Raw genomic sequence first — 18,413 nt, forward strand, 5'->3', positions numbered from 1 at the left:
CCTCTCCATAAGGGAGAGGTTTCATTTAACTAGGGAAGTGTGTTTAACTCAATCGCATCGCTTAAATTCTGTGCTTTAGGCTTTAATTCTGAGCATCAGATTGAGCTGAGGCTGTTTGATTAACCTCAACCACTGAGCTTCTTTCATCGACCTTAATAAACAAGGCAAGTGCTCCCATTGCGGCCATACCCCAGAAAATATTCGCACCCCAAAGCTCATATCCCCAACCACTTAAGGTGGTCATTAGTGCGATAAATGCACCCAATGGAATCGCATTATAGAGAGCTTGTAGCGCAACCATCTTGTTCTGTTCTTCAGATTGGATGTATTGAATCGCTGCGATGTGTGCCATAGCAAACGTCACACCATGCAGCAGTTGCACCATAACCAGTGCGAAAATCGCTGTGGTAGAAGCGGTAATACCCCAACGAGCCATCACCCCAATTGCCGCTACTACGAACAGAGTACGCAGTGACCAACCAGAGAATAAGCGCTTACTTAACGCAAATACGGCCACCTCAGCGACAACACCAAGGCTCCACAAATAACCGATGATCGCTTCTGAGTGACCGGCTTCTTTCCAATAAATTGCACTAAAGCTGTAGTAAGCCGCATGGCTACCTTGCAACAGTGCCATCAAGGCTAAAAATTTCACCACTGATGACTCGCGCAGTAACTCACCTAGTTTTGGTCGCACCGCTTGTTGCTCAGATTGTGTTACTGGCATCACATTGGGATTTCTCATCGCAAGAATCAACGACAACAACACACCGGCAAGCGCAGTATACAAAATCATGTCAGTGCCGAATTCAGCCACTAGATAACCAACCACGGTTGAACCCGCGATAAAAGCAACCGAACCCCATAGGCGAGTTCGGCCGTAGTCGAGCATCTTAAGACGACTGTAATGGTTAGCCATTGCGTCAGAAAGAGGAATAATCGGCCCACAACACAGGTTAAACAGTACCGTTGCCAGCAACATCAGTATAAAACTGCCACCCGTGAAAAAGTGGAAGCCTACAAACAACAGCGCGGCGAAACTCAAACAGCGTAAAGCTGGCATCAAGTGTTCAACTTTATGGATACGTGGCGTAATCACTAGGTTGGCCACACAACGCGTCGCAAAGCCGATACCAATCAATACACCAATATCACCAGCAGACACGCCTTGGTCTTCAAACCACAACGCCCAAAATGGCAAGTACACGCCATACGCAAAAAAGAAACCAAGAAAATACTGAGAGATCCAGCCATAGGGTGAAGGGCTAAACATAAATAACCTATAAAGTGTGCGGAAAAAGGCAGCACCAATTATGCCTATCTCGCATACGATGAAAAAGGGAATTATTACTGGGATGCTATTCCTATATTCAATTTACTTGGATATCGCATTTCAACGAGATATCTCAGGCTCATCAATACCCATACTCTCATTTAGACTAAAGTCGTCTGGAGCTTCGCTGGTATTTTGTCAGACTGATTAAAGACTCCCATTTCTTCTTGTGATGCTTATGCCTGACAAATTTAATATGCAGCACCCACCCTTCGATAGCCTGTCCGACACCGAACAGTTGAAGCTGCGCTCTTCATTAGACGTGGTGTATTACCGCTCTCAAGAAGTAATACTGGAAGCCGATAGGCCGAGCCGACACCTGCACATTTTGATCAAAGGAGCGGTTGAAGAGCGTGCGAGCAGTGATGGCGAGATTTACGCACACTATGCCAATGACGATATTTTTGATGTGCGCAGCCAATTTGAACCTCACACCAAACACCAATATATCGCGCTCGAAGATACATTAAGTTATCTGCTGCCCACTGATATTTTTCTCGAGCTTTACCACGCCAATGGCCAATTCGCCGCCTACTTTGATAGTAACCTATCAACACGTAAAGCACTGATCGAAGCCGCCCAACAACAGCAGAATCTAGCCGAGTTCATATTGACCAAAGTGGATGACTCTATCTATCACCCACCACTGATACTTGAACCGAACCAACCTATCAACCAAGTTACTCAAACCCTTAAAGAACGAGGGTTGGACTCAGCTCTTGTTTATTTGGAACATGATGATCCAAAAGCTTTTGGATCATCATGTTCCTTATCGTATGGAATCGTCACTCGAACCAATTTATTACATGCTGTGATGCTCGATAATTTCCCACTGGATTCGCCCGTCGGCAAGATCGCTACGTTTCCGGTGATGCACGTAAATCAAGGCGACTTCTTATTTAACGCCATGATTACCATGACCAGAAATCGGGTAAAAAGGTTGATGGTTTGTGATGGTCTAAATGCGGTTGGCATGGTGGATATGACACAGATCCTCAGTGCATTCTCCACTCACTCTCACGTTCTCACTTTGCGTATTGCTCGCGCCACCAGCGTTGAAGAATTGGCAATGGCTTCTAACAAACAGCGTCAACTGGTCGAGAGCTTGCTCAGTAACGGGATTCGCACACGCTTTATCATGGAGCTGATTTCTGCGGTTAATGAACAGATCATAGAGAAGGCTTTTGAGTTGGTGATCCCACCTGCACTGCATAATCATTGCTGCCTAATCGTGTTGGGTTCCGAAGGCCGTGGAGAACAAATTCTCAAAACCGATCAAGACAACGCGCTAATAATTCAAGATGGCTTGGAGTGGCATCAATGCCAAAGTGCCATGAACGATCTCACCCACACACTGCAGCAATTGGGCTATCCACTGTGCCCGGGCAATGTGATGGTCAACAACCCGAAATGGGTACATTCAGAAAAAGAGTGGAAACAAACGCTCACCCGTTGGGTAAAAAAAGCCACGCCAGACACCGTGATGGATATTGCTATCATGGCGGATGCACACGCCGTTGCGGGTAACAGAGAGTTATTAAAACCAGTAAAACAACACCTCAGTGATTTGATGCTCGGACAGGAATTGATTCTGACTGAATTCTGCCGCCCTGCTCTGAACTTCTCGGTTCCCCTCACCCTGTTTGGTAATGTAAAAAAATCCAAATCAGGGCTCGATATCAAACAAGGCGGCATTTTCCCTATTGTGCATGGTGTGAGAGCGCTCTGTCTTGAGCATGGTGTCACGGTCAACAACACCTTCGAACGCATTGAGCAGCTGGTCAGCAAGAAGGTATTAGAGCAAAGCACCGCAGACAATCTCAGTGAAGCTCTCAAACAATTCTTTAAGTGGCGCTTAGCCCAAAGGCTTTCTCAGCAGCACAGCAGCAACAAGATCAACGTCAAACTGATGGAGCGAGCAGACAGAGATCTGCTTCGTCATAGCCTACATGTGGTGAAGAAATTCAAGCAATGGCTAGGTTACCACTATCAGATAAGAGATTAGGCGGCTGAACGATGAATAGATTGGTTCGTTATTACTGGCATCACAAGCTCAAAGGCTCTCATTATCAGCCTCTGTTTGCTACGCCTACGCATAATGAATATGTATCGCTCGATTGTGAAACCACCAGCCTCGACCCTAATCAGGCGGAATTAGTCACTATTGCCGCGACAAAGATCATCGGTAACCGAATCATTACCAGCCAACCTTTTGAAGTTCGACTCAGAGCCCCTCAGTCACTCGATTGTAATTCCATCAAAATCCACCGCATTCGCCATCAAGATCTAAAGCACGGTATAGAAGAGAAACAAGCTCTAATTGAGCTACTGAACTTCATCGGAAATCGTCCTTTAGTCGGCTATCACATCCGCTATGATAAAAAGATTCTCGACCGTGCCTGTTTAAAACAGCTGGGATTTCCACTGCCTAACCGATTAGTCGAAGTGAGCCAGCTCTACCAAGACAAACTCGAAAGGCAGCTACCCAATGCCTATTTTGACCTCAGTATCGATGCCATCTGTCGTCAGCTCGATTTACCTATCCCGGTCAATAAACATGATGCATTACAAGATGCTATCTCCGCTGCGCTGATTTTTGTTCGCCTAAAGCACGGCGACTTACCGCGCTTCAACTCTTCGTATACCTAATTCAACTACTGCCTTTCCACATAGAGAGCAATCTCTCAAAAATGAACTTAACTCGCTATTTTTTAAGTGAAAAGCGGCGTCTCATCCTAAAGTCTAATTGTGGAAATCGCCGTCCTAGCCGAGAGTGATAGCACAACGACGGTTCTGTAATAGACCTAGAAACTGAACACAAAGGAAGTTGCCAGTTCATTAGGAATGTAGGCACAAGGAGAGATGCAATGAGTGAAGCCCACGTTTATCCGGTAAAAGAAAATATTAAATCAACCACACACGCGGATAATGACACTTACCTAGCCATGTACCAGCAATCTGTTTCTGACCCTGAAGGCTTTTGGGGTGAACACGGAAAAATCGTTGATTGGATTAAGCCTTTCACACAGGTAAAAAACACCTCTTTCGACCCTGGCCACATTGACATTCGCTGGTTTGAAGATGGCACGCTTAACGTTTCAGCCAACTGTATCGACCGCCACCTTGCTGAGCGCGGTGATGAAGTCGCGATTATCTGGGAAGGCGATGACCCGGCTGATGACAAAACGCTAACTTTTAATGAACTACACAAAGAAGTGTGCCTGTTTTCAAATGCTCTAAAAGAGCAAGGTGTACGCAAAGGTGATGTGGTTTGTTTATACATGCCAATGGTACCAGAAGCTGCAGTAGCCATGCTGGCATGTACCCGTATCGGTGCGGTTCACACAGTCGTATTTGGTGGTTTCTCACCAGAAGCTCTGTCTGGTCGTATTATCGATTCAAATTCTAAAGTCGTTATCACTGCCGATGAAGGCGTGCGTGGCGGCCGTGCTGTTCCACTGAAGAAAAACGTCGATGAAGCACTGACTAACCCTGAAGTGAAGAACATCGAGAAGGTTGTTGTATTCAAACGCACCGGCGGTGATGTTGCTTGGCACGAACACCGCGATGTGTGGTGGCATGATGCTATCGCAAATGTATCGGCAGATTGCCCACCAGAAGAGATGAACGCAGAAGACCCACTATTCATCCTTTATACGTCAGGCTCTACAGGTAAACCGAAAGGTGTTATGCACACCACAGGTGGCTACCTTGTTTATGCAGCCATGACCTTCAAATACGTATTCGACTACCAAGAAGGCGAAACCTTCTGGTGTACAGCAGATGTGGGCTGGATTACTGGTCACACTTACCTTGTCTACGGTCCACTTGCCAATGGTGCAAAAACCATTCTGTTTGAAGGCGTGCCGAATTACCCGAACACAAGCCGCATGAGTGAAGTGGTCGATAAGCATCAAGTTAATATTCTTTATACTGCACCAACGGCGATTCGTGCCCTAATGGCAAAAGGCAATGAAGCGGTTGAAGGTACTTCTCGTGACAGCCTAAGAGTCATGGGTTCGGTAGGTGAGCCTATCAACCCTGAAGCGTGGGAGTGGTATTACAAAACAATTGGTAATGAGCAGTCTCCGATTGTCGATACATGGTGGCAAACAGAAACGGGCGGTATCTTAATCTCACCACTGCCGGGCGCAACAGACCTAAAACCGGGGTCAGCGACTCGCCCATTCTTCGGTGTACAGCCCGCGCTGGTTGATAACATGGGTAACATCATTGAGGGTGCAACAGACGGCAACCTTGTGATTCTTGACTCTTGGCCAGGCCAAATGCGTACCGTACATGGCGATCATGACCGTTTTGAACAGACTTACTTCTCAACCTTTAAAGGCATGTACTTTACGAGTGATGGTGCTCGTCGTGATGAAGACGGTTATTACTGGATTACGGGCCGTGTGGATGACGTGCTTAACGTATCAGGTCACCGTATGGGTACCGCTGAGATTGAATCCGCTCTAGTGGCGTTTGATAAGATTGCTGAGGCCGCTATTGTCGGTATTCCTCATGATATTAAAGGCCAAGCCATTTACGCTTACATCACGTTGAATGATGGTGAGTTCCCAACTGCAGAGCTTCATAAAGAAGTGAAAGACTGGGTACGTAAAGAGATTGGTCCTATCGCAACGCCAGATGTCCTGCATTGGACAGACTCTCTGCCAAAAACTCGTTCGGGTAAGATCATGCGTCGTATCCTGCGTAAAATTGCCACCGGCGATACTGGAAACCTAGGTGATACCTCGACGCTGGCCGACCCAAGTGTGGTTGATAAACTGATTGCAGAGAAAGCTGAACTGGCATAAGCAACCCATCACATTAGCTAATCACTGTTTAAAACAGACCATAATGAAACCGTCACCTATGTGGCGGTTTTTTTATGGCCGATCTTGATCTCAAATATCTTCGATAAAATTAAAGCAATCGTGGTTTTTTGTTAAGTTGATAACAATTCCATGCTGTACTTATAGGAGATTAGACCAGTAAATTGCTGCGATTTGCGCTGAATTAGCTATAATCTGGTTCTAATTTTTAAATTTGGGTTTTTCTTACTGGAAATTAACCCCAAATTTTCAATAAAATGGCAACATTCACATTCGTAAACACGATAAAGGAAGATAGCCCCACAATGTCTACAAAGTTTCGCATTCTAGTTTTAAATGGCCCAAACCTTAACCTGTTAGGCCTTAGAGAGCCTGCACACTACGGTTCTCAAACACTTGACCAGATTATTAGCTCATTGACCGAGCAAGCGAAAACACAAGATGTTGAGCTGTCTCACTTACAGTCAAATCGTGAGTATGAACTGATTGAAGCTATCCATAGTGCTTATCAAAATGTTGATTTCATTATTATCAACCCAGCGGCCTTTACACACACCAGTGTGGCGTTGCGTGATGCACTACTTGGTGTTGCTATCCCATTTATTGAGGTTCACCTATCGAATGTTCACGCACGTGAACCATTCCGTCACCACTCTTACCTATCTGATAAAGCAGAAGGTGTGATTTGTGGCTTAGGTGCCCAAGGTTATCAATTTGCTTTGACGGCTGCGCTCAACAAGCTCAACGCAAAGTAAATAAAAACAACGAACTATTACTAACCTACTCAGTCAAAGAGTAAGTTCAATCAACAGATAAAGAGAAAGAAACAATGGATATTCGCAAAATCAAAAAGCTAATCGAATTGGTTGAAGAGTCTGGTATTTCTGAGCTAGAAATCTCTGAAGGTGAAGAGTCAGTACGAATCAGTCGTAACAGCCCTGTATCTGCAGCACCGATTCAATATGCAGCGGCTCCAGCTCCTGTAGCGGCAGCACCTGCGGCGGCACCTGTAGCAGCAGAAGCAGCAGCTCCTGCAGTTCCAGCTGGTCACCAAGTTCTTTCTCCAATGGTTGGTACTTTCTACGGCGCTCCAAGCCCAGATGCAAAACCATTCGTTAAGGTTGGTCAATCTGTAACTGCTGGCGAAACGCTATGTATCGTTGAAGCAATGAAAATGATGAACCAAATCGAAGCTGATAAATCTGGTGTTGTAACGGCTATCCTAGTTGAAGACGGTCAACCAGTAGAATTCGACCAAGCTCTAGTAATTATCGAATAATAGAGAGCACTCATTATGTTAGATAAATTAGTAATCGCGAACCGTGGTGAAATTGCACTGCGTATTCTGCGAGCATGTAAAGAGCTTGGCATCAAAACAGTAGCTGTTCACTCAACAGCTGACCGCGATCTTAAGCACGTACTGCTTGCAGACGAAACCATTTGTATCGGTCCAGCTCGTGGTATCGATAGCTACCTAAACATCCCTCGTATCATCAGCGCTGCTGAAGTAACGGGTGCAGTCGCTATCCACCCTGGCTACGGCTTCCTATCTGAAAATGCAGATTTTGCAGAACAGGTAGAGCGCAGTGGTTTTATCTTCGTTGGCCCTAAAGCTGAAACCATTCGCATGATGGGTGACAAAGTGTCAGCTATCACGTCAATGAAGAAAGCTGGCGTACCTTGTGTACCGGGCTCTGACGGCCCTCTTGATGATGATGAAGTGAAAAACAAAGCGCACGCTAAGCGCATTGGTTTCCCTGTAATCATCAAGGCATCTGGCGGCGGCGGCGGTCGTGGTATGCGTGTTGTTCGTACTGAAAAAGAACTAACAGAAGCTATCGCAATGACTCGTGCTGAAGCAAAAGCATGTTTCAATAACGACATGGTTTACATGGAAAAATTCCTAGAAAACCCACGTCACATTGAAGTACAAGTGCTTGCAGATGGCCAAGGCAATGCTATCCACCTAGGTGAGCGTGACTGTTCAATGCAGCGTCGTCACCAGAAAGTTGTGGAAGAAGCGCCAGCACCAGGTATCACTGAAGAGATGCGTAAGTACATCGGTGACCGTTGTACTCGTGCATGTCTTGAGATTGGTTACCGCGGCGCAGGTACATTTGAATTCCTATACGAGAACGGTGAGTTCTACTTCATCGAAATGAACACTCGTATCCAGGTTGAGCACACGATTACTGAAATGGTAACGGGTATCGACCTAGTGAAAGAGCAACTTCGCATTGCTGCTGGTCAGCCTCTATCATTCACACAGGATGATATTAAGCTGCGCGGCCACTCAATCGAATGTCGTATCAACGCGGAAGATCCAGTTCGTTTCCTACCATCTCCAGGTAAGATCACGCGCTTCCATGCTCCAGGTGGTATGGGTGTTCGTTGGGAATCTCACATCTATACTGGCTACACAGTACCACCACACTACGATTCAATGATTGGTAAGCTGATCACTTACGGTGAAAACCGTGATGTCGCTATCGCTCGTATGAAGAACGCATTGGGTGAGATGATTGTTGAAGGTATTAACGTTAATACTGAACTTCAATTGGCTATTATGAACGACGAAAACTTCCAACACGGTGGTGCAAACATCCACTATCTTGAGAAGAAGCTTGGTCTACAATAGAAGCTAGCCTTCCGTAATGAGTTCGCTATAGAACACTAAAAAATGCTCACTTCGGTGAGCATTTTTGTTTTTAGTGCTCCGGAAAAGGCAAGCTAAAATCCCCATGATAATGCGTGGGGTTTTGATGAATTTGCTCATATTTTCTGCTAGACTCCCCATCCAATTTTTCTCATATAGAAGATGCAGCCATGCCTTGGATTCAAATCAAGCTTAATGCGACCAATGAAAATGCCGAACAAATCGGCGACATGTTAATGGAAGAGACTGGTGCTCTTTCCGTAACTTTCCTGGATGCACAAGATACCCCTGTATTTGAGCCTCTGCCGGGTGAAACTCGCCTTTGGGGTGATACTGACATTCTCGCGCTTTACGACGCTGAGACTGATACTGGTGTCGTTCTAGCGCAGATTAAAGCAAGCAACATGTTCCCTGCAGACTTTGCTCATAAAGTAGAGCAAATTGAAGACAAGGATTGGGAACGTGAATGGATGGACAACTTCCACCCAATGAAGTTTGGTGAGCGTTTATGGATCTGCCCGAGCTGGCGCGATATCCCTGAACCTGACGCTGTAAACGTAATGCTAGACCCTGGTCTTGCATTTGGTACAGGTACTCACCCAACAACAGCATTGTGTCTTGAGTGGCTTGAAGGCTTAGACCTGACAGGCAAAACCGTGATCGACTTCGGTTGTGGCTCAGGCATCTTAGCTATCGCTGCGATCAAACTAGGCGCGGAAAAAGTTATCGGGATCGACATTGATCCTCAAGCTCTGCTTGCTTCAAAAGACAACGCACAACGCAATGGTGTTGCTGAGCAGCTAGAGGTGTTCCTACCACAAGATCAACCGGAAGGTTTGCTAGCTGACGTTGTTGTTGCCAACATCCTTGCAGGTCCATTACGCGACCTTTCAGGCATCATCAAAGGCCTAATTAAGCCAAATGGTGTACTTGCGATGTCGGGTGTTTTAGATACACAAGCGGAAGATGTTGCGACTTATTATCGTGATGAGCTTCACATTGATCCGATCATTGAACAACAAGAATGGTGTCGAATCTCAGGTCAGAAGCAAGGCTAGGTAAGACTTTGAGCGCTAATTGACTGAAATTTAAACAAATTACAAAAACAAATTGTAAATGCTCAAATATTAGTCTTTTCACGCAGCGAAAAAATGCGTAAAATGCGCGCCCTTGCTGGTACAGAACTGTGATGACATTTTTGAAAATCGGAAATTATCAACTTAAGAACAATCTAATCGTCGCTCCTATGGCTGGCGTAACGGATAGACCATTCCGTGAGTTGTGTCTTCGTTACGGTGCGGGGATGGCAGTCAGTGAAATGATGTCCTCCAATCCTAAAGTTTGGAAAACGTCAAAGTCTCAGCAGCGTATGGTACATGAAGGCGAATCGGGCATTCGTTCAGTACAAATCGCTGGTGCAGATCCACAGCTTATGGCCGAGGCTGCTCAATTTAATGTCGATAACGGTGCGCAAATCATCGATATCAACATGGGGTGTCCAGCCAAAAAAGTGAATAAGAAGCTTGCGGGCTCAGCCCTACTGCAGCATCCAGAACTCATTGAAGACATTCTGAAAGCGGTGGTAAATGCTGTCGACGTTCCAGTAACGTTGAAAACGCGCACAGGCTGGGACACAGACAACAGAAACTGTGTTCAAATCGCGAAAATAGCCGAAGACTGCGGCATACAAGCTCTTGCCCTTCATGGGAGAACTCGCGCTTGTATGTACAAAGGTGAGGCAGAGTACAAACACATTAAAGCAGCGAAACAAGCAGTATCTATTCCGGTTATCGCTAACGGTGATATCGATAGCCCGGAAAAAGCGAAGTTTGTGCTGGAGTACACCGGTGCTGATGCTTTAATGATAGGTCGACCTGCCCAAGGACGTCCTTGGATTTTTAACGAAATCCTACACTATTTGGAAAACGGCACCACGATGGACCCGCTCCCGATTTCGGAAGTGAAAGACATCATGCTTGGTCATGTGAACGCTCTACATGAGTTTTATGGCGAGTTTTTAGGCCCCCGAATTGCTCGTAAGCATGTGGGTTGGTACCTAAAAGAACATGAACAAGCGAGTGAGTTTCGCCGTACCTTCAACGCATTCGAAGCAGGTGATCTGCAGCTTGAAGCGCTAGAAGGTTTTTTTGATAACGTTGCACCATAATTACGAGAAGAGCTAGACCGAATATGTTCGAACAAAATCTGACTTCAGAAGCATTGACAGTAACTACAGTTACATCACAAGACCAAATCACGCAGAAACCACTACGTGACTCAGTTAAAGCATCATTGAAAAATTACCTTGCTCAATTAAACGGTCAAGAAGTCAGCGAGTTATACGAATTAGTATTAGCTGAAGTTGAACAGCCACTACTAGACACTATCATGCAGTACACTCGCGGTAACCAAACTCGCGCAGCAACCATGATGGGTATTAACCGCGGTACTCTTCGCAAGAAACTTAAAAAATACGGCATGAACTAATCGTTCTTTCGTAATTTATTGAATGGAAAGCCAAGCTCATTTTTTGAGTTTGGCTTTTTTTTGGCTTGTCGAACCGTAATAGGTGGCTGATTACTCTCCAGTGCGACAGCAGCGCTCTTTATCAACGTTTGCTGAATCCAAGGCTGCCAGAATAGAACAATGGCTTGCATCGTCGTCTACGTGGCCACAACACGCATCATTAATCTTTTTAAGCGCCGTGCGAATCTTGGTTAACTCGGAAATCTTCTCATCGATCATCTCTAGTTTTGCTGAGGTAATTGATTTCACTTCGGCGCAACTGTGCTGTGTGGCTTCGAGACGAATCTCAAGCAATTCTTTAATCTCGTCCAGACTCAGTCCCAACGCTTTAGATTTGAGAATAAACGTCACCTGTTTCTGGTTATTTTCATCATATAGACGATAACCCGACTCACTGCGACTGGCTGGCGCAATCAGGTTATTCTTCTCATAAAATCGTAAGGTATCGGCTGTCACACCACATCGTTTCGCTAATTCACCTATCTGAAACATGTTTTTTCCTACTGTTCCGTCCATTCCACAATTAACCTTATCGTTACTTTTCAGGCTGAAATGGCACTTTTCATAATTAATTTTGAGATGCCAAACGATTGCGCGAGCTTTTTTGTAATAAATTAGTTAGAATCTGCGCCATCAAATTTGGAGTTGGTTATCTTATAGCTTAATCATAAGACTAACCCAAAAGGTCTTTACCAAAACTGGCCAATATTTTATCTCTTACTGGTATCTAAGATAATCCACGCTAAGAAGATAGAAACAAGTTCTTTTTTGGCAAATATCTTTATTTTAACCCCATGAATTTGAGGAAGATGGAAGCATGAATAACGCTCGTCCAATTCGCCGCGCTCTCATCAGCGTATCAGACAAAACTGGTATCGTTGAATTTGCACAAGCTCTTGCTAACCGTGGTGTAGATATCCTATCTACCGGTGGCACTGCTCGCCTGCTTGCTGAAAAAGGCATCTCTGTTACAGAAGTATCTGACTACACTGGTTTCCCAGAAATGATGGATGGCCGTGTTAAGACTCTGCACCCTAAAGTTCATGGTGGTGTTCTAGGCCGTCGTGGCCAAGATGATGACGTGATGGAAACTCACGGTATCAACCCTATCGATATGGTTGTTGTAAACCTATACCCATTCGCAGAAACCGTTGCTAAAGAAGATTGTACCCTTGCTGACGCTGTTGAGAACATCGACATCGGTGGCCCTACAATGGTTCGCTCTGCAGCGAAAAACCACAAAGACGTAACGATCGTTGTAAACGCACACGACTACGAGCGCGTTGTCACTGAAATGGACGCTAACGAGCAATCTCTAACCCTAGAGACTCGCTTCGACCTCGCTATCGCGGCATTTGAGCACACGGCTTCTTACGACGGCATGATCGCTAACTACTTCGGCACTATGGTTCCTAGCTACGGCGCGAACAAGGAAGGCGATGAAGAGAGTAAGTTCCCTCGCACGTTCAACCAACAGTTCGAGAAGAAGCAAGACATGCGCTACGGTGAGAACAGCCACCAAGCAGCAGCATTCTACGTTGAAGCGAACCCTGAAGAAGCATCAGTATCGACTGCTCGCCAAATTCAAGGTAAAGCCCTTTCTTACAACAACATCGCTGACACTGACGCAGCGCTTGAGTGTGTGAAAGAGTTCAACGAGCCAGCATGTGTGATCGTTAAGCACGCTAACCCATGTGGTGTAGCATTAGGTACAGATATCCTAGAAGCTTACGACCGCGCATTCAAAACAGACCCAACGTCTGCATTTGGCGGCATCATCGCATTCAACCGTGAACTAGACGCGGCAACAGCAACAGCTATCACTGAGCGTCAATTCGTTGAAGTTATCATTGCACCATCTGTTTCTGCTGAAGCAGTAGCAATCGTAGCGGCTAAGAAAAACCTTCGCCTGCTTGAGTGTGGTGAGTGGACAACTAAGACAACAGGTTTTGACGTGAAACGCGTTAACGGCGGCCTATTAGTTCAAGATCGCGACCAAGGCATGGTGTCAGAAGACGACCTGAAAGTAGTTTCTAAGCGTCAACCAACCGCTGAAGAGCTGAAAGATGCGTTATTCTGCTGGAAAGTAGCGAAGTACGTTAAATCTAACGCTATCGTTTATTCGAAAGGCGACATGACGATTGGTGTCGGCGCTGGCCAAATGAGCCGCGTTTACTCTGCGAAAATCGCAGGCATCAAAGCTGCTGACGAAGGTTTGGTTGTTGAAGGATGTGCAATGGCATCAGATGCATTCTTCCCATTCCGTGACGGTATCGACGCGGCAGCTGAAGCGGGTATCAAGTGTGTTATCCAACCGGGTGGCTCTATGCGTGATGACGAAGTTATCGCAGCAGCAGACGAACACGGCATGGCGATGATCTTTACTGGCATGCGTCACTTCCGCCACTAATATTTAGTTCACCTAAACAATTAGTAGCTATCGAGCCTCTCAATTTTGAGGGGCTTTTAAGAATTAAAGACTTAAGGATTGAAACATGAACGTATTAATCATCGGTGCTGGCGGTAGAGAACATGCTTTGGGTTGGAAAGCGGCACAAAACCCAAACGTTGAAACAGTATTCATTGCTCCAGGCAACGCAGGCACTGCGCTAGAGCCTAAACTTGAAAACGTAAAGATTGGCGTTGAAGACATCGCTGGTTTAGTCGCGTTTGCTCAAGAGAAGAAAATCGAACTGACTATCGTGGGCCCTGAAGCACCATTGGTTATCGGTGTGGTTGATGCATTCCGCGAAGTAGGTTTGCCAATCTTTGGCCCTACTCAAGCCGCAGCACAGCTTGAAGGCTCTAAAGCATTCACTAAAGACTTCCTAGCTCGTCATGAGATCCCAACAGGTTACTACTCAAACTTCACTGAGATTGAGCCAGCTATCGCTTACGTTCGCGAGCAAGGTGCTCCAATCGTAGTGAAAGCTGACGGTCTTGCTGCGGGTAAAGGAGTTATCGTTGCGATGACCCTTGAAGAAGCAGAAGACGCAATCAAAGACATGCTAGCGGGCAACGCCTTTGGCGAAGCTGGCAGCCGCGTGGTTATCGAAGAGTTCCTTGAAGGCGAAGAAGCAAGCTTCATCGTAATGGTTGACGGTTCTAGCGTACTTCCTATGGCCACCAGCCAAGATCACAAACGTGTTGGCGACAAAGACACAGGGCCTAACACGGGCGGCATGGGTGCTTACTCTCCTGCGCCGGTTGTAACTCCAGAAATCCACAACCGTATCCTTGAAGAAGTTATCTACCCAACGGTACGTGGCATGGACGCGGAAGGCGCACCTTACACAGGTTTCCTTTACGCTGGCCTAATGATCGATGCTGACGGCACACCTAAAGTTATCGAATACAACTGCCGCTTCGGCGATCCAGAAACGCAACCTATCATGATGCGTATGGAGTCAGACCTTGTTGAACTTTGCCTAATGGCTATCGACGAGAAGCTCGACGAAGCAGAATCGAAGTGGGATCCACGCGCTTCTATCGGTGTTGTTCTTGCGGCTGGTGGTTACCCTGCTGACTACGCAAAAGGTGACGTTATTTCACTACCAACAAGCGAAGTTGAAGGCCAAAAGGTTTTCCATGCAGGTACGACAAATAACGAAGCTGGCGATGTGGTGACAAACGGCGGTCGTGTACTTTGTGCAACAGCACTGGGCAATACGGTTTCTGAGGCTCAAGAGCGCGCTTACGCGTTAACTAAGCAAGTTAGCTGGAATGGTATGTTCCACCGCAATGACATTGGTTACCGTGCGATTGCGCGCGAGCAAGAGCAGTAATCAGTATCATTCGCTAGATTCAAATGGCAGTAACTGAATGACTGCAACTGAATAAAAAGAAAAGGCGCCTCGATAGGCGCCTTTTTATTGCTTATTCGTACCTGTACAGACAAATAAGCACTTAGCCTATAGTAGGCCAAATGCTCTGATACTGTTCAAGCGATCTCTATTCTTTCAGCAATGAGGGCCTTGATACACACTCATGATTTTCATCTGCCAATATCAAAAACTCAGCAACCGACAATTTTCTCAAAGACGCTTTACCGACAAAAGCACCATAGCTCTCTACAGACGATAAACGGTTAATCACAAAATTAGGCAATGTTTGGTTGAACTCAAAGTCATCAAACTGTTTACCAGAACAAGTCTGAAACGTTTTGCCATTCCAATAGCCCTGCAAAAGTTCTAACCCTTCATCATTTTGCTTCTCGGTAACATCGAGTACGGATGTCGCTTCCTGTTTATATCTGTCGAGTTGAACCGACTGTAACGGTAATACTTTTTTACCAATACGATACTGTTGATACACAGCCTCACCAGACTGATTAAAGCGCACATGTACACGATATGGAACCAACGCCAGTGAATCATCGCGTAGCTCACCTTCACGTACAAATTCACGAAGCACATCTTCCGACCAAACATAGTCAGTTTTGTACCAGCCGTAATCGCCCATGGTGACATAGTCAGCAGAAGTATGAGGTTGTGTTAGCTTGTTGGTGACCCAGTAGAAACTTGTCGCGTCGCCCATGACTTGGCCGCCGGTGTGAGTTTCAAATTGCTCTAGGTTTTTGCTGGGGCTGGTTGATGAACAGCCAATGAGGAATGTAGATAATAGTGAAACGAGAAGAAATGCTTTTTTCATAAAAACCTGTACCGAGGTGGAATACGACTACCTCGGTACAGTTTAGATTATTTCACTGAATCTTTCAGCGCTTTACCTGCAACAAATGCTGGAACATTTGCAGCAGCGATTTGGATCTCATCACCAGTTTTTGGGTTACGACCAGTGCGAGCTGCACGGTGGTTTACTTTAAAAGTACCAAAACCAATTAGCTGAACTTGATCGCCATCTTTAAGAGCATCTGTAACACCGCCAAGAGTCGCTTCTAGAGCAGCTTTAGCTTGTGCTTTAGAAAGGTCCGCTTTTTCAGCAATAAAGTCGATTAATTGAGTCTTGTTCATTTTAGGTTTCCCTTCTTTGTATTTTTGAATTCAATTTACTCTAAAACATAAATGCCCCATCTGGCAAAGGTTTGTCGTCGATCTTTAGCTCTAATGCCGTAGTTTTAGCCATAATATGAGTAATAACTCACAATTTGTTACTGATTTTATTGAGCAAGCCCTTGTTTAAAAGGGGCTGAGAGGCAAATTAATGATGACCTAGCCACTACTTTATCTCTATAATCCACGCTGAATCGCTGCTAAAGCGTACAATTTAATTTAAGGGCAAACATGCTGCTGCTAACTATTTACGTCTCCATTGCTATTGGAGTTTCTTTCATTTGTTCTGTTTTAGAAGCTGTACTTTTGAGTATTAGTCCGAGCTATATTGCTCAACTAAAACAAAATGGGCACCCTGCAGCAGAGTCTTTAGACAAACTGAAAACAGACATTGACCGCCCGCTCGCGTCAATTTTAACGCTCAACACCATCGCGCACACAATCGGTGCTGCGACGGCAGGTGCACAAGCGGCTGTGGTTTTTGGTAGCCAATGGTTAGGTGTATTCTCTGCCGTACTGACTTTGGGTATTTTGGTTTTGTCTGAGATTGTTCCAAAAACCATTGGTGCAACCTACTGGCGCCAACTTGCTCCAGCATCATCAAACGTACTTCGCTGGATGGTTTTCTTTCTAACACCGTTTGTCTGGTTCTCAGAACAGATCACCAAACGTCTTGCTCGTGGCCACCAAGCACCAAAAATGCGTGATGAGCTGTCCGCAATGGCTATTTTGGCAAAAGAGAGTGGTGAGTTTGCTGAAGGCGAATCAAAAATTCTGAGCAACCTATTAGGCATTCAAGATGTGCCCGTGACTCAAGTAATGACGCCGCGCCCTGTTGTATTCCGCGTCGATGCCGAAATGAGCGTGAATACGTTCCTAGAGCAACACAAAGACACACCATTCTCGCGCCCATTGGTTTACAGCGAGCAAACTGACAACATCATTGGTTTTGTACACCGTCTGGAGCTGTTTAGATTACAACAAGCGGGTTGTGGCGAGAAAGCTCTGGGTGAAGTAATGCGCCCTATCCACGTGTTGCTGAACAATATGGGCTTGGCTAAAGCCTTTGACCAAATGATGGCAAACCGCCTGCAGCTTTCTTTAGTGGTTGACGAGTACGGTACGATTCAGGGCATCATCACCCTAGAAGATATCTTTGAGCACCTAGTGGGCGAAGAGATCGTCGACGAGGCAGATAAGACAACTGACATGCAAGAACTGGCATTTCAACGTTGGGAACAATGGAAAGAAACACACGGTGTTATCGAAAACCGCGATGAAGAGGACGAGCTAGAGGAAAAAACTCTAACAGACAACGACACCTCAGACTCAAAGTCAGCGGATGAAGACAAGGTTCAAAAAGAAGACAAAAAAGACGCTTAATCTCAATTTGATACCGTCAGATACAACAAAGGCTCCCTAGGGAGCCTTTGTTTTTATTCGTACTTTGGTGCGATAGCGAATTATAACGCTACACCAATATTACTTACTGGGTCTTCACGCAGTTCGTGGCGTAGATCTTTGATCAGATCTAGGTCACGCTCAGTCGTTTCACGTAGAGGTCGGAAGATGGCCCACTGAACGTCCCACTCTTCACACACCGCTTCGTTTTCTTTCTGATTTTCGTTTGTCACTTCTTCAGCGCCTTGAGCAAACTCAAGCTCAGCAACCGTCTTCACCGATTGTTGACTCACTTTAATGACAGTTTCAAGCAGATGTTCACGATCAAGTAAGCCATGAATTAACGTTGCCAAGCCTTGGCACGCGTCCATCGCAGGGTAAACACCGTAAAAATCAAAATCATCTCCACTTGGGAATAGCTCTTCGACTTTCTCAAGTTGACGCTCAAAATTCACCTTTGCCGTTTTAACGGTTAGGATCTCCCAAATGCTATCCAAAACATCACGATAGATTCGAGCTTCCGCAAATTCTGTATTCTCACAAAACATGGCATAGTTAGGGTACATACGCTCACATAGACACGCCATAAAGGTAATTTGTTGCCAAGGTTCTAACTTTTCTAGACGAACCTGCAGTGGATTCTGAAGCATAGT

At 45.7% G+C, this 18,413-nt stretch carries 17 protein-coding genes; 12 read left to right on the forward strand and 5 right to left on the reverse strand.

What is annotated here, in order from left to right; genetic code table 11:
- Window positions 1-82: 82 nt before the first annotated feature.
- Window positions 83-1,273, reverse strand: a complete 1,191-nt coding sequence (locus AC3CIA_RS14835) for a 3-phenylpropionate MFS transporter (protein ID WP_017077574.1) — start codon at window positions 1,271-1,273, stop codon at window positions 83-85.
- Window positions 1,274-1,505: 232 nt separating this feature from the next.
- Here AC3CIA_RS14835 and AC3CIA_RS14840 point away from each other — a divergent pair, with 232 nt between their 5' ends.
- From AC3CIA_RS14840 to fis, 9 genes are all read left to right on the forward strand, one after another.
- Window positions 1,506-3,338, forward strand: a complete 1,833-nt coding sequence (locus AC3CIA_RS14840) for a DUF294 nucleotidyltransferase-like domain-containing protein (RefSeq protein WP_488518904.1) — start codon at window positions 1,506-1,508, stop codon at window positions 3,336-3,338.
- A gap of 11 nt (window positions 3,339-3,349) precedes the next feature.
- A complete protein-coding gene (locus tag AC3CIA_RS14845) occupies window positions 3,350-3,982 on the forward strand; it encodes a 3'-5' exonuclease (RefSeq protein WP_237291019.1) in 633 nt (210 codons plus the stop codon).
- A gap of 218 nt (window positions 3,983-4,200) precedes the next feature.
- Window positions 4,201-6,150, forward strand: coding sequence for an acetate--CoA ligase (acs, locus tag AC3CIA_RS14850; RefSeq protein WP_004729734.1), 1,950 nt, complete (start codon window positions 4,201-4,203; stop codon window positions 6,148-6,150).
- A 323-nt stretch (window positions 6,151-6,473) separates the two neighbouring features.
- On the forward strand, window positions 6,474-6,923 hold the full coding sequence (gene aroQ / locus AC3CIA_RS14855) for a type II 3-dehydroquinate dehydratase (protein ID WP_004729735.1): 450 nt from the start codon (window positions 6,474-6,476) through the stop codon (window positions 6,921-6,923).
- Window positions 6,924-6,997: 74 nt separating this feature from the next.
- Window positions 6,998-7,447: an acetyl-CoA carboxylase biotin carboxyl carrier protein gene (gene accB / locus AC3CIA_RS14860; protein ID WP_017083823.1), complete on the forward strand. Its 450-nt coding sequence runs from the start codon at window positions 6,998-7,000 to the stop codon at window positions 7,445-7,447.
- Between the two features lie 15 nt (window positions 7,448-7,462).
- Complete coding sequence (gene accC / locus AC3CIA_RS14865; RefSeq protein ID WP_065207430.1) at window positions 7,463-8,806, forward strand: acetyl-CoA carboxylase biotin carboxylase subunit; 1,344 nt, start codon at window positions 7,463-7,465, stop codon at window positions 8,804-8,806.
- Window positions 8,807-8,994: 188 nt separating this feature from the next.
- A complete protein-coding gene (gene prmA / locus AC3CIA_RS14870) occupies window positions 8,995-9,882 on the forward strand; it encodes a 50S ribosomal protein L11 methyltransferase (protein WP_114634090.1) in 888 nt (295 codons plus the stop codon).
- A gap of 140 nt (window positions 9,883-10,022) precedes the next feature.
- Window positions 10,023-10,991 (forward strand): tRNA dihydrouridine synthase DusB, encoded by a 969-nt coding sequence (dusB, locus tag AC3CIA_RS14875; protein WP_004729742.1) that lies wholly within the window; start codon window positions 10,023-10,025, stop codon window positions 10,989-10,991.
- 23 nt (window positions 10,992-11,014) lie between these two features.
- Window positions 11,015-11,311 carry a DNA-binding transcriptional regulator Fis gene (gene fis / locus AC3CIA_RS14880; RefSeq protein ID WP_004729744.1) on the forward strand — a complete coding sequence of 99 codons (297 nt, stop codon included), beginning with the start codon at window positions 11,015-11,017 and terminating at the stop codon, window positions 11,309-11,311.
- Between the two features lie 90 nt (window positions 11,312-11,401).
- Here fis and zntR read toward each other — a convergent pair whose 3' ends face one another.
- A complete protein-coding gene (gene zntR / locus AC3CIA_RS14885; RefSeq protein ID WP_171308893.1) occupies window positions 11,402-11,842 on the reverse strand; it encodes a Zn(2+)-responsive transcriptional regulator in 441 nt (146 codons plus the stop codon).
- Between the two features lie 325 nt (window positions 11,843-12,167).
- Here zntR and purH point away from each other — a divergent pair, with 325 nt between their 5' ends.
- Complete coding sequence (gene purH, locus AC3CIA_RS14890) at window positions 12,168-13,760, forward strand: bifunctional phosphoribosylaminoimidazolecarboxamide formyltransferase/IMP cyclohydrolase (protein WP_114634092.1); 1,593 nt, start codon at window positions 12,168-12,170, stop codon at window positions 13,758-13,760.
- Between the two features lie 85 nt (window positions 13,761-13,845).
- Complete coding sequence (purD, locus tag AC3CIA_RS14895; protein WP_114634093.1) at window positions 13,846-15,135, forward strand: phosphoribosylamine--glycine ligase; 1,290 nt, start codon at window positions 13,846-13,848, stop codon at window positions 15,133-15,135.
- A 166-nt stretch (window positions 15,136-15,301) separates the two neighbouring features.
- On the opposite strand, the gene AC3CIA_RS14900 is transcribed toward purD, so the two are convergent.
- The gene (locus tag AC3CIA_RS14900; RefSeq protein ID WP_054548250.1) at window positions 15,302-16,000 is read right to left on the reverse strand and encodes a DUF1481 domain-containing protein; all 699 of its coding nucleotides are present in this window, start codon (window positions 15,998-16,000) and stop codon (window positions 15,302-15,304) included.
- 47 nt (window positions 16,001-16,047) lie between these two features.
- Complete coding sequence (hupA, locus tag AC3CIA_RS14905) at window positions 16,048-16,320, reverse strand: nucleoid-associated protein HU-alpha (RefSeq protein WP_004729753.1); 273 nt, start codon at window positions 16,318-16,320, stop codon at window positions 16,048-16,050.
- Between the two features lie 270 nt (window positions 16,321-16,590).
- Here hupA and AC3CIA_RS14910 point away from each other — a divergent pair, with 270 nt between their 5' ends.
- Entirely contained in the window at window positions 16,591-17,742 is a 1,152-nt protein-coding gene (locus tag AC3CIA_RS14910; RefSeq protein WP_017077566.1) for a CNNM domain-containing protein, read from the forward strand.
- Between the two features lie 80 nt (window positions 17,743-17,822).
- On the opposite strand, the gene AC3CIA_RS14915 is transcribed toward AC3CIA_RS14910, so the two are convergent.
- Window positions 17,823-18,410 (reverse strand): YjaG family protein, encoded by a 588-nt coding sequence (locus AC3CIA_RS14915; protein ID WP_054548251.1) that lies wholly within the window; start codon window positions 18,408-18,410, stop codon window positions 17,823-17,825.
- Window positions 18,411-18,413: the final 3 nt, after the last annotated feature.

Source organism: Vibrio sp. QJM3NY_27 (genome assembly GCF_057785955.1).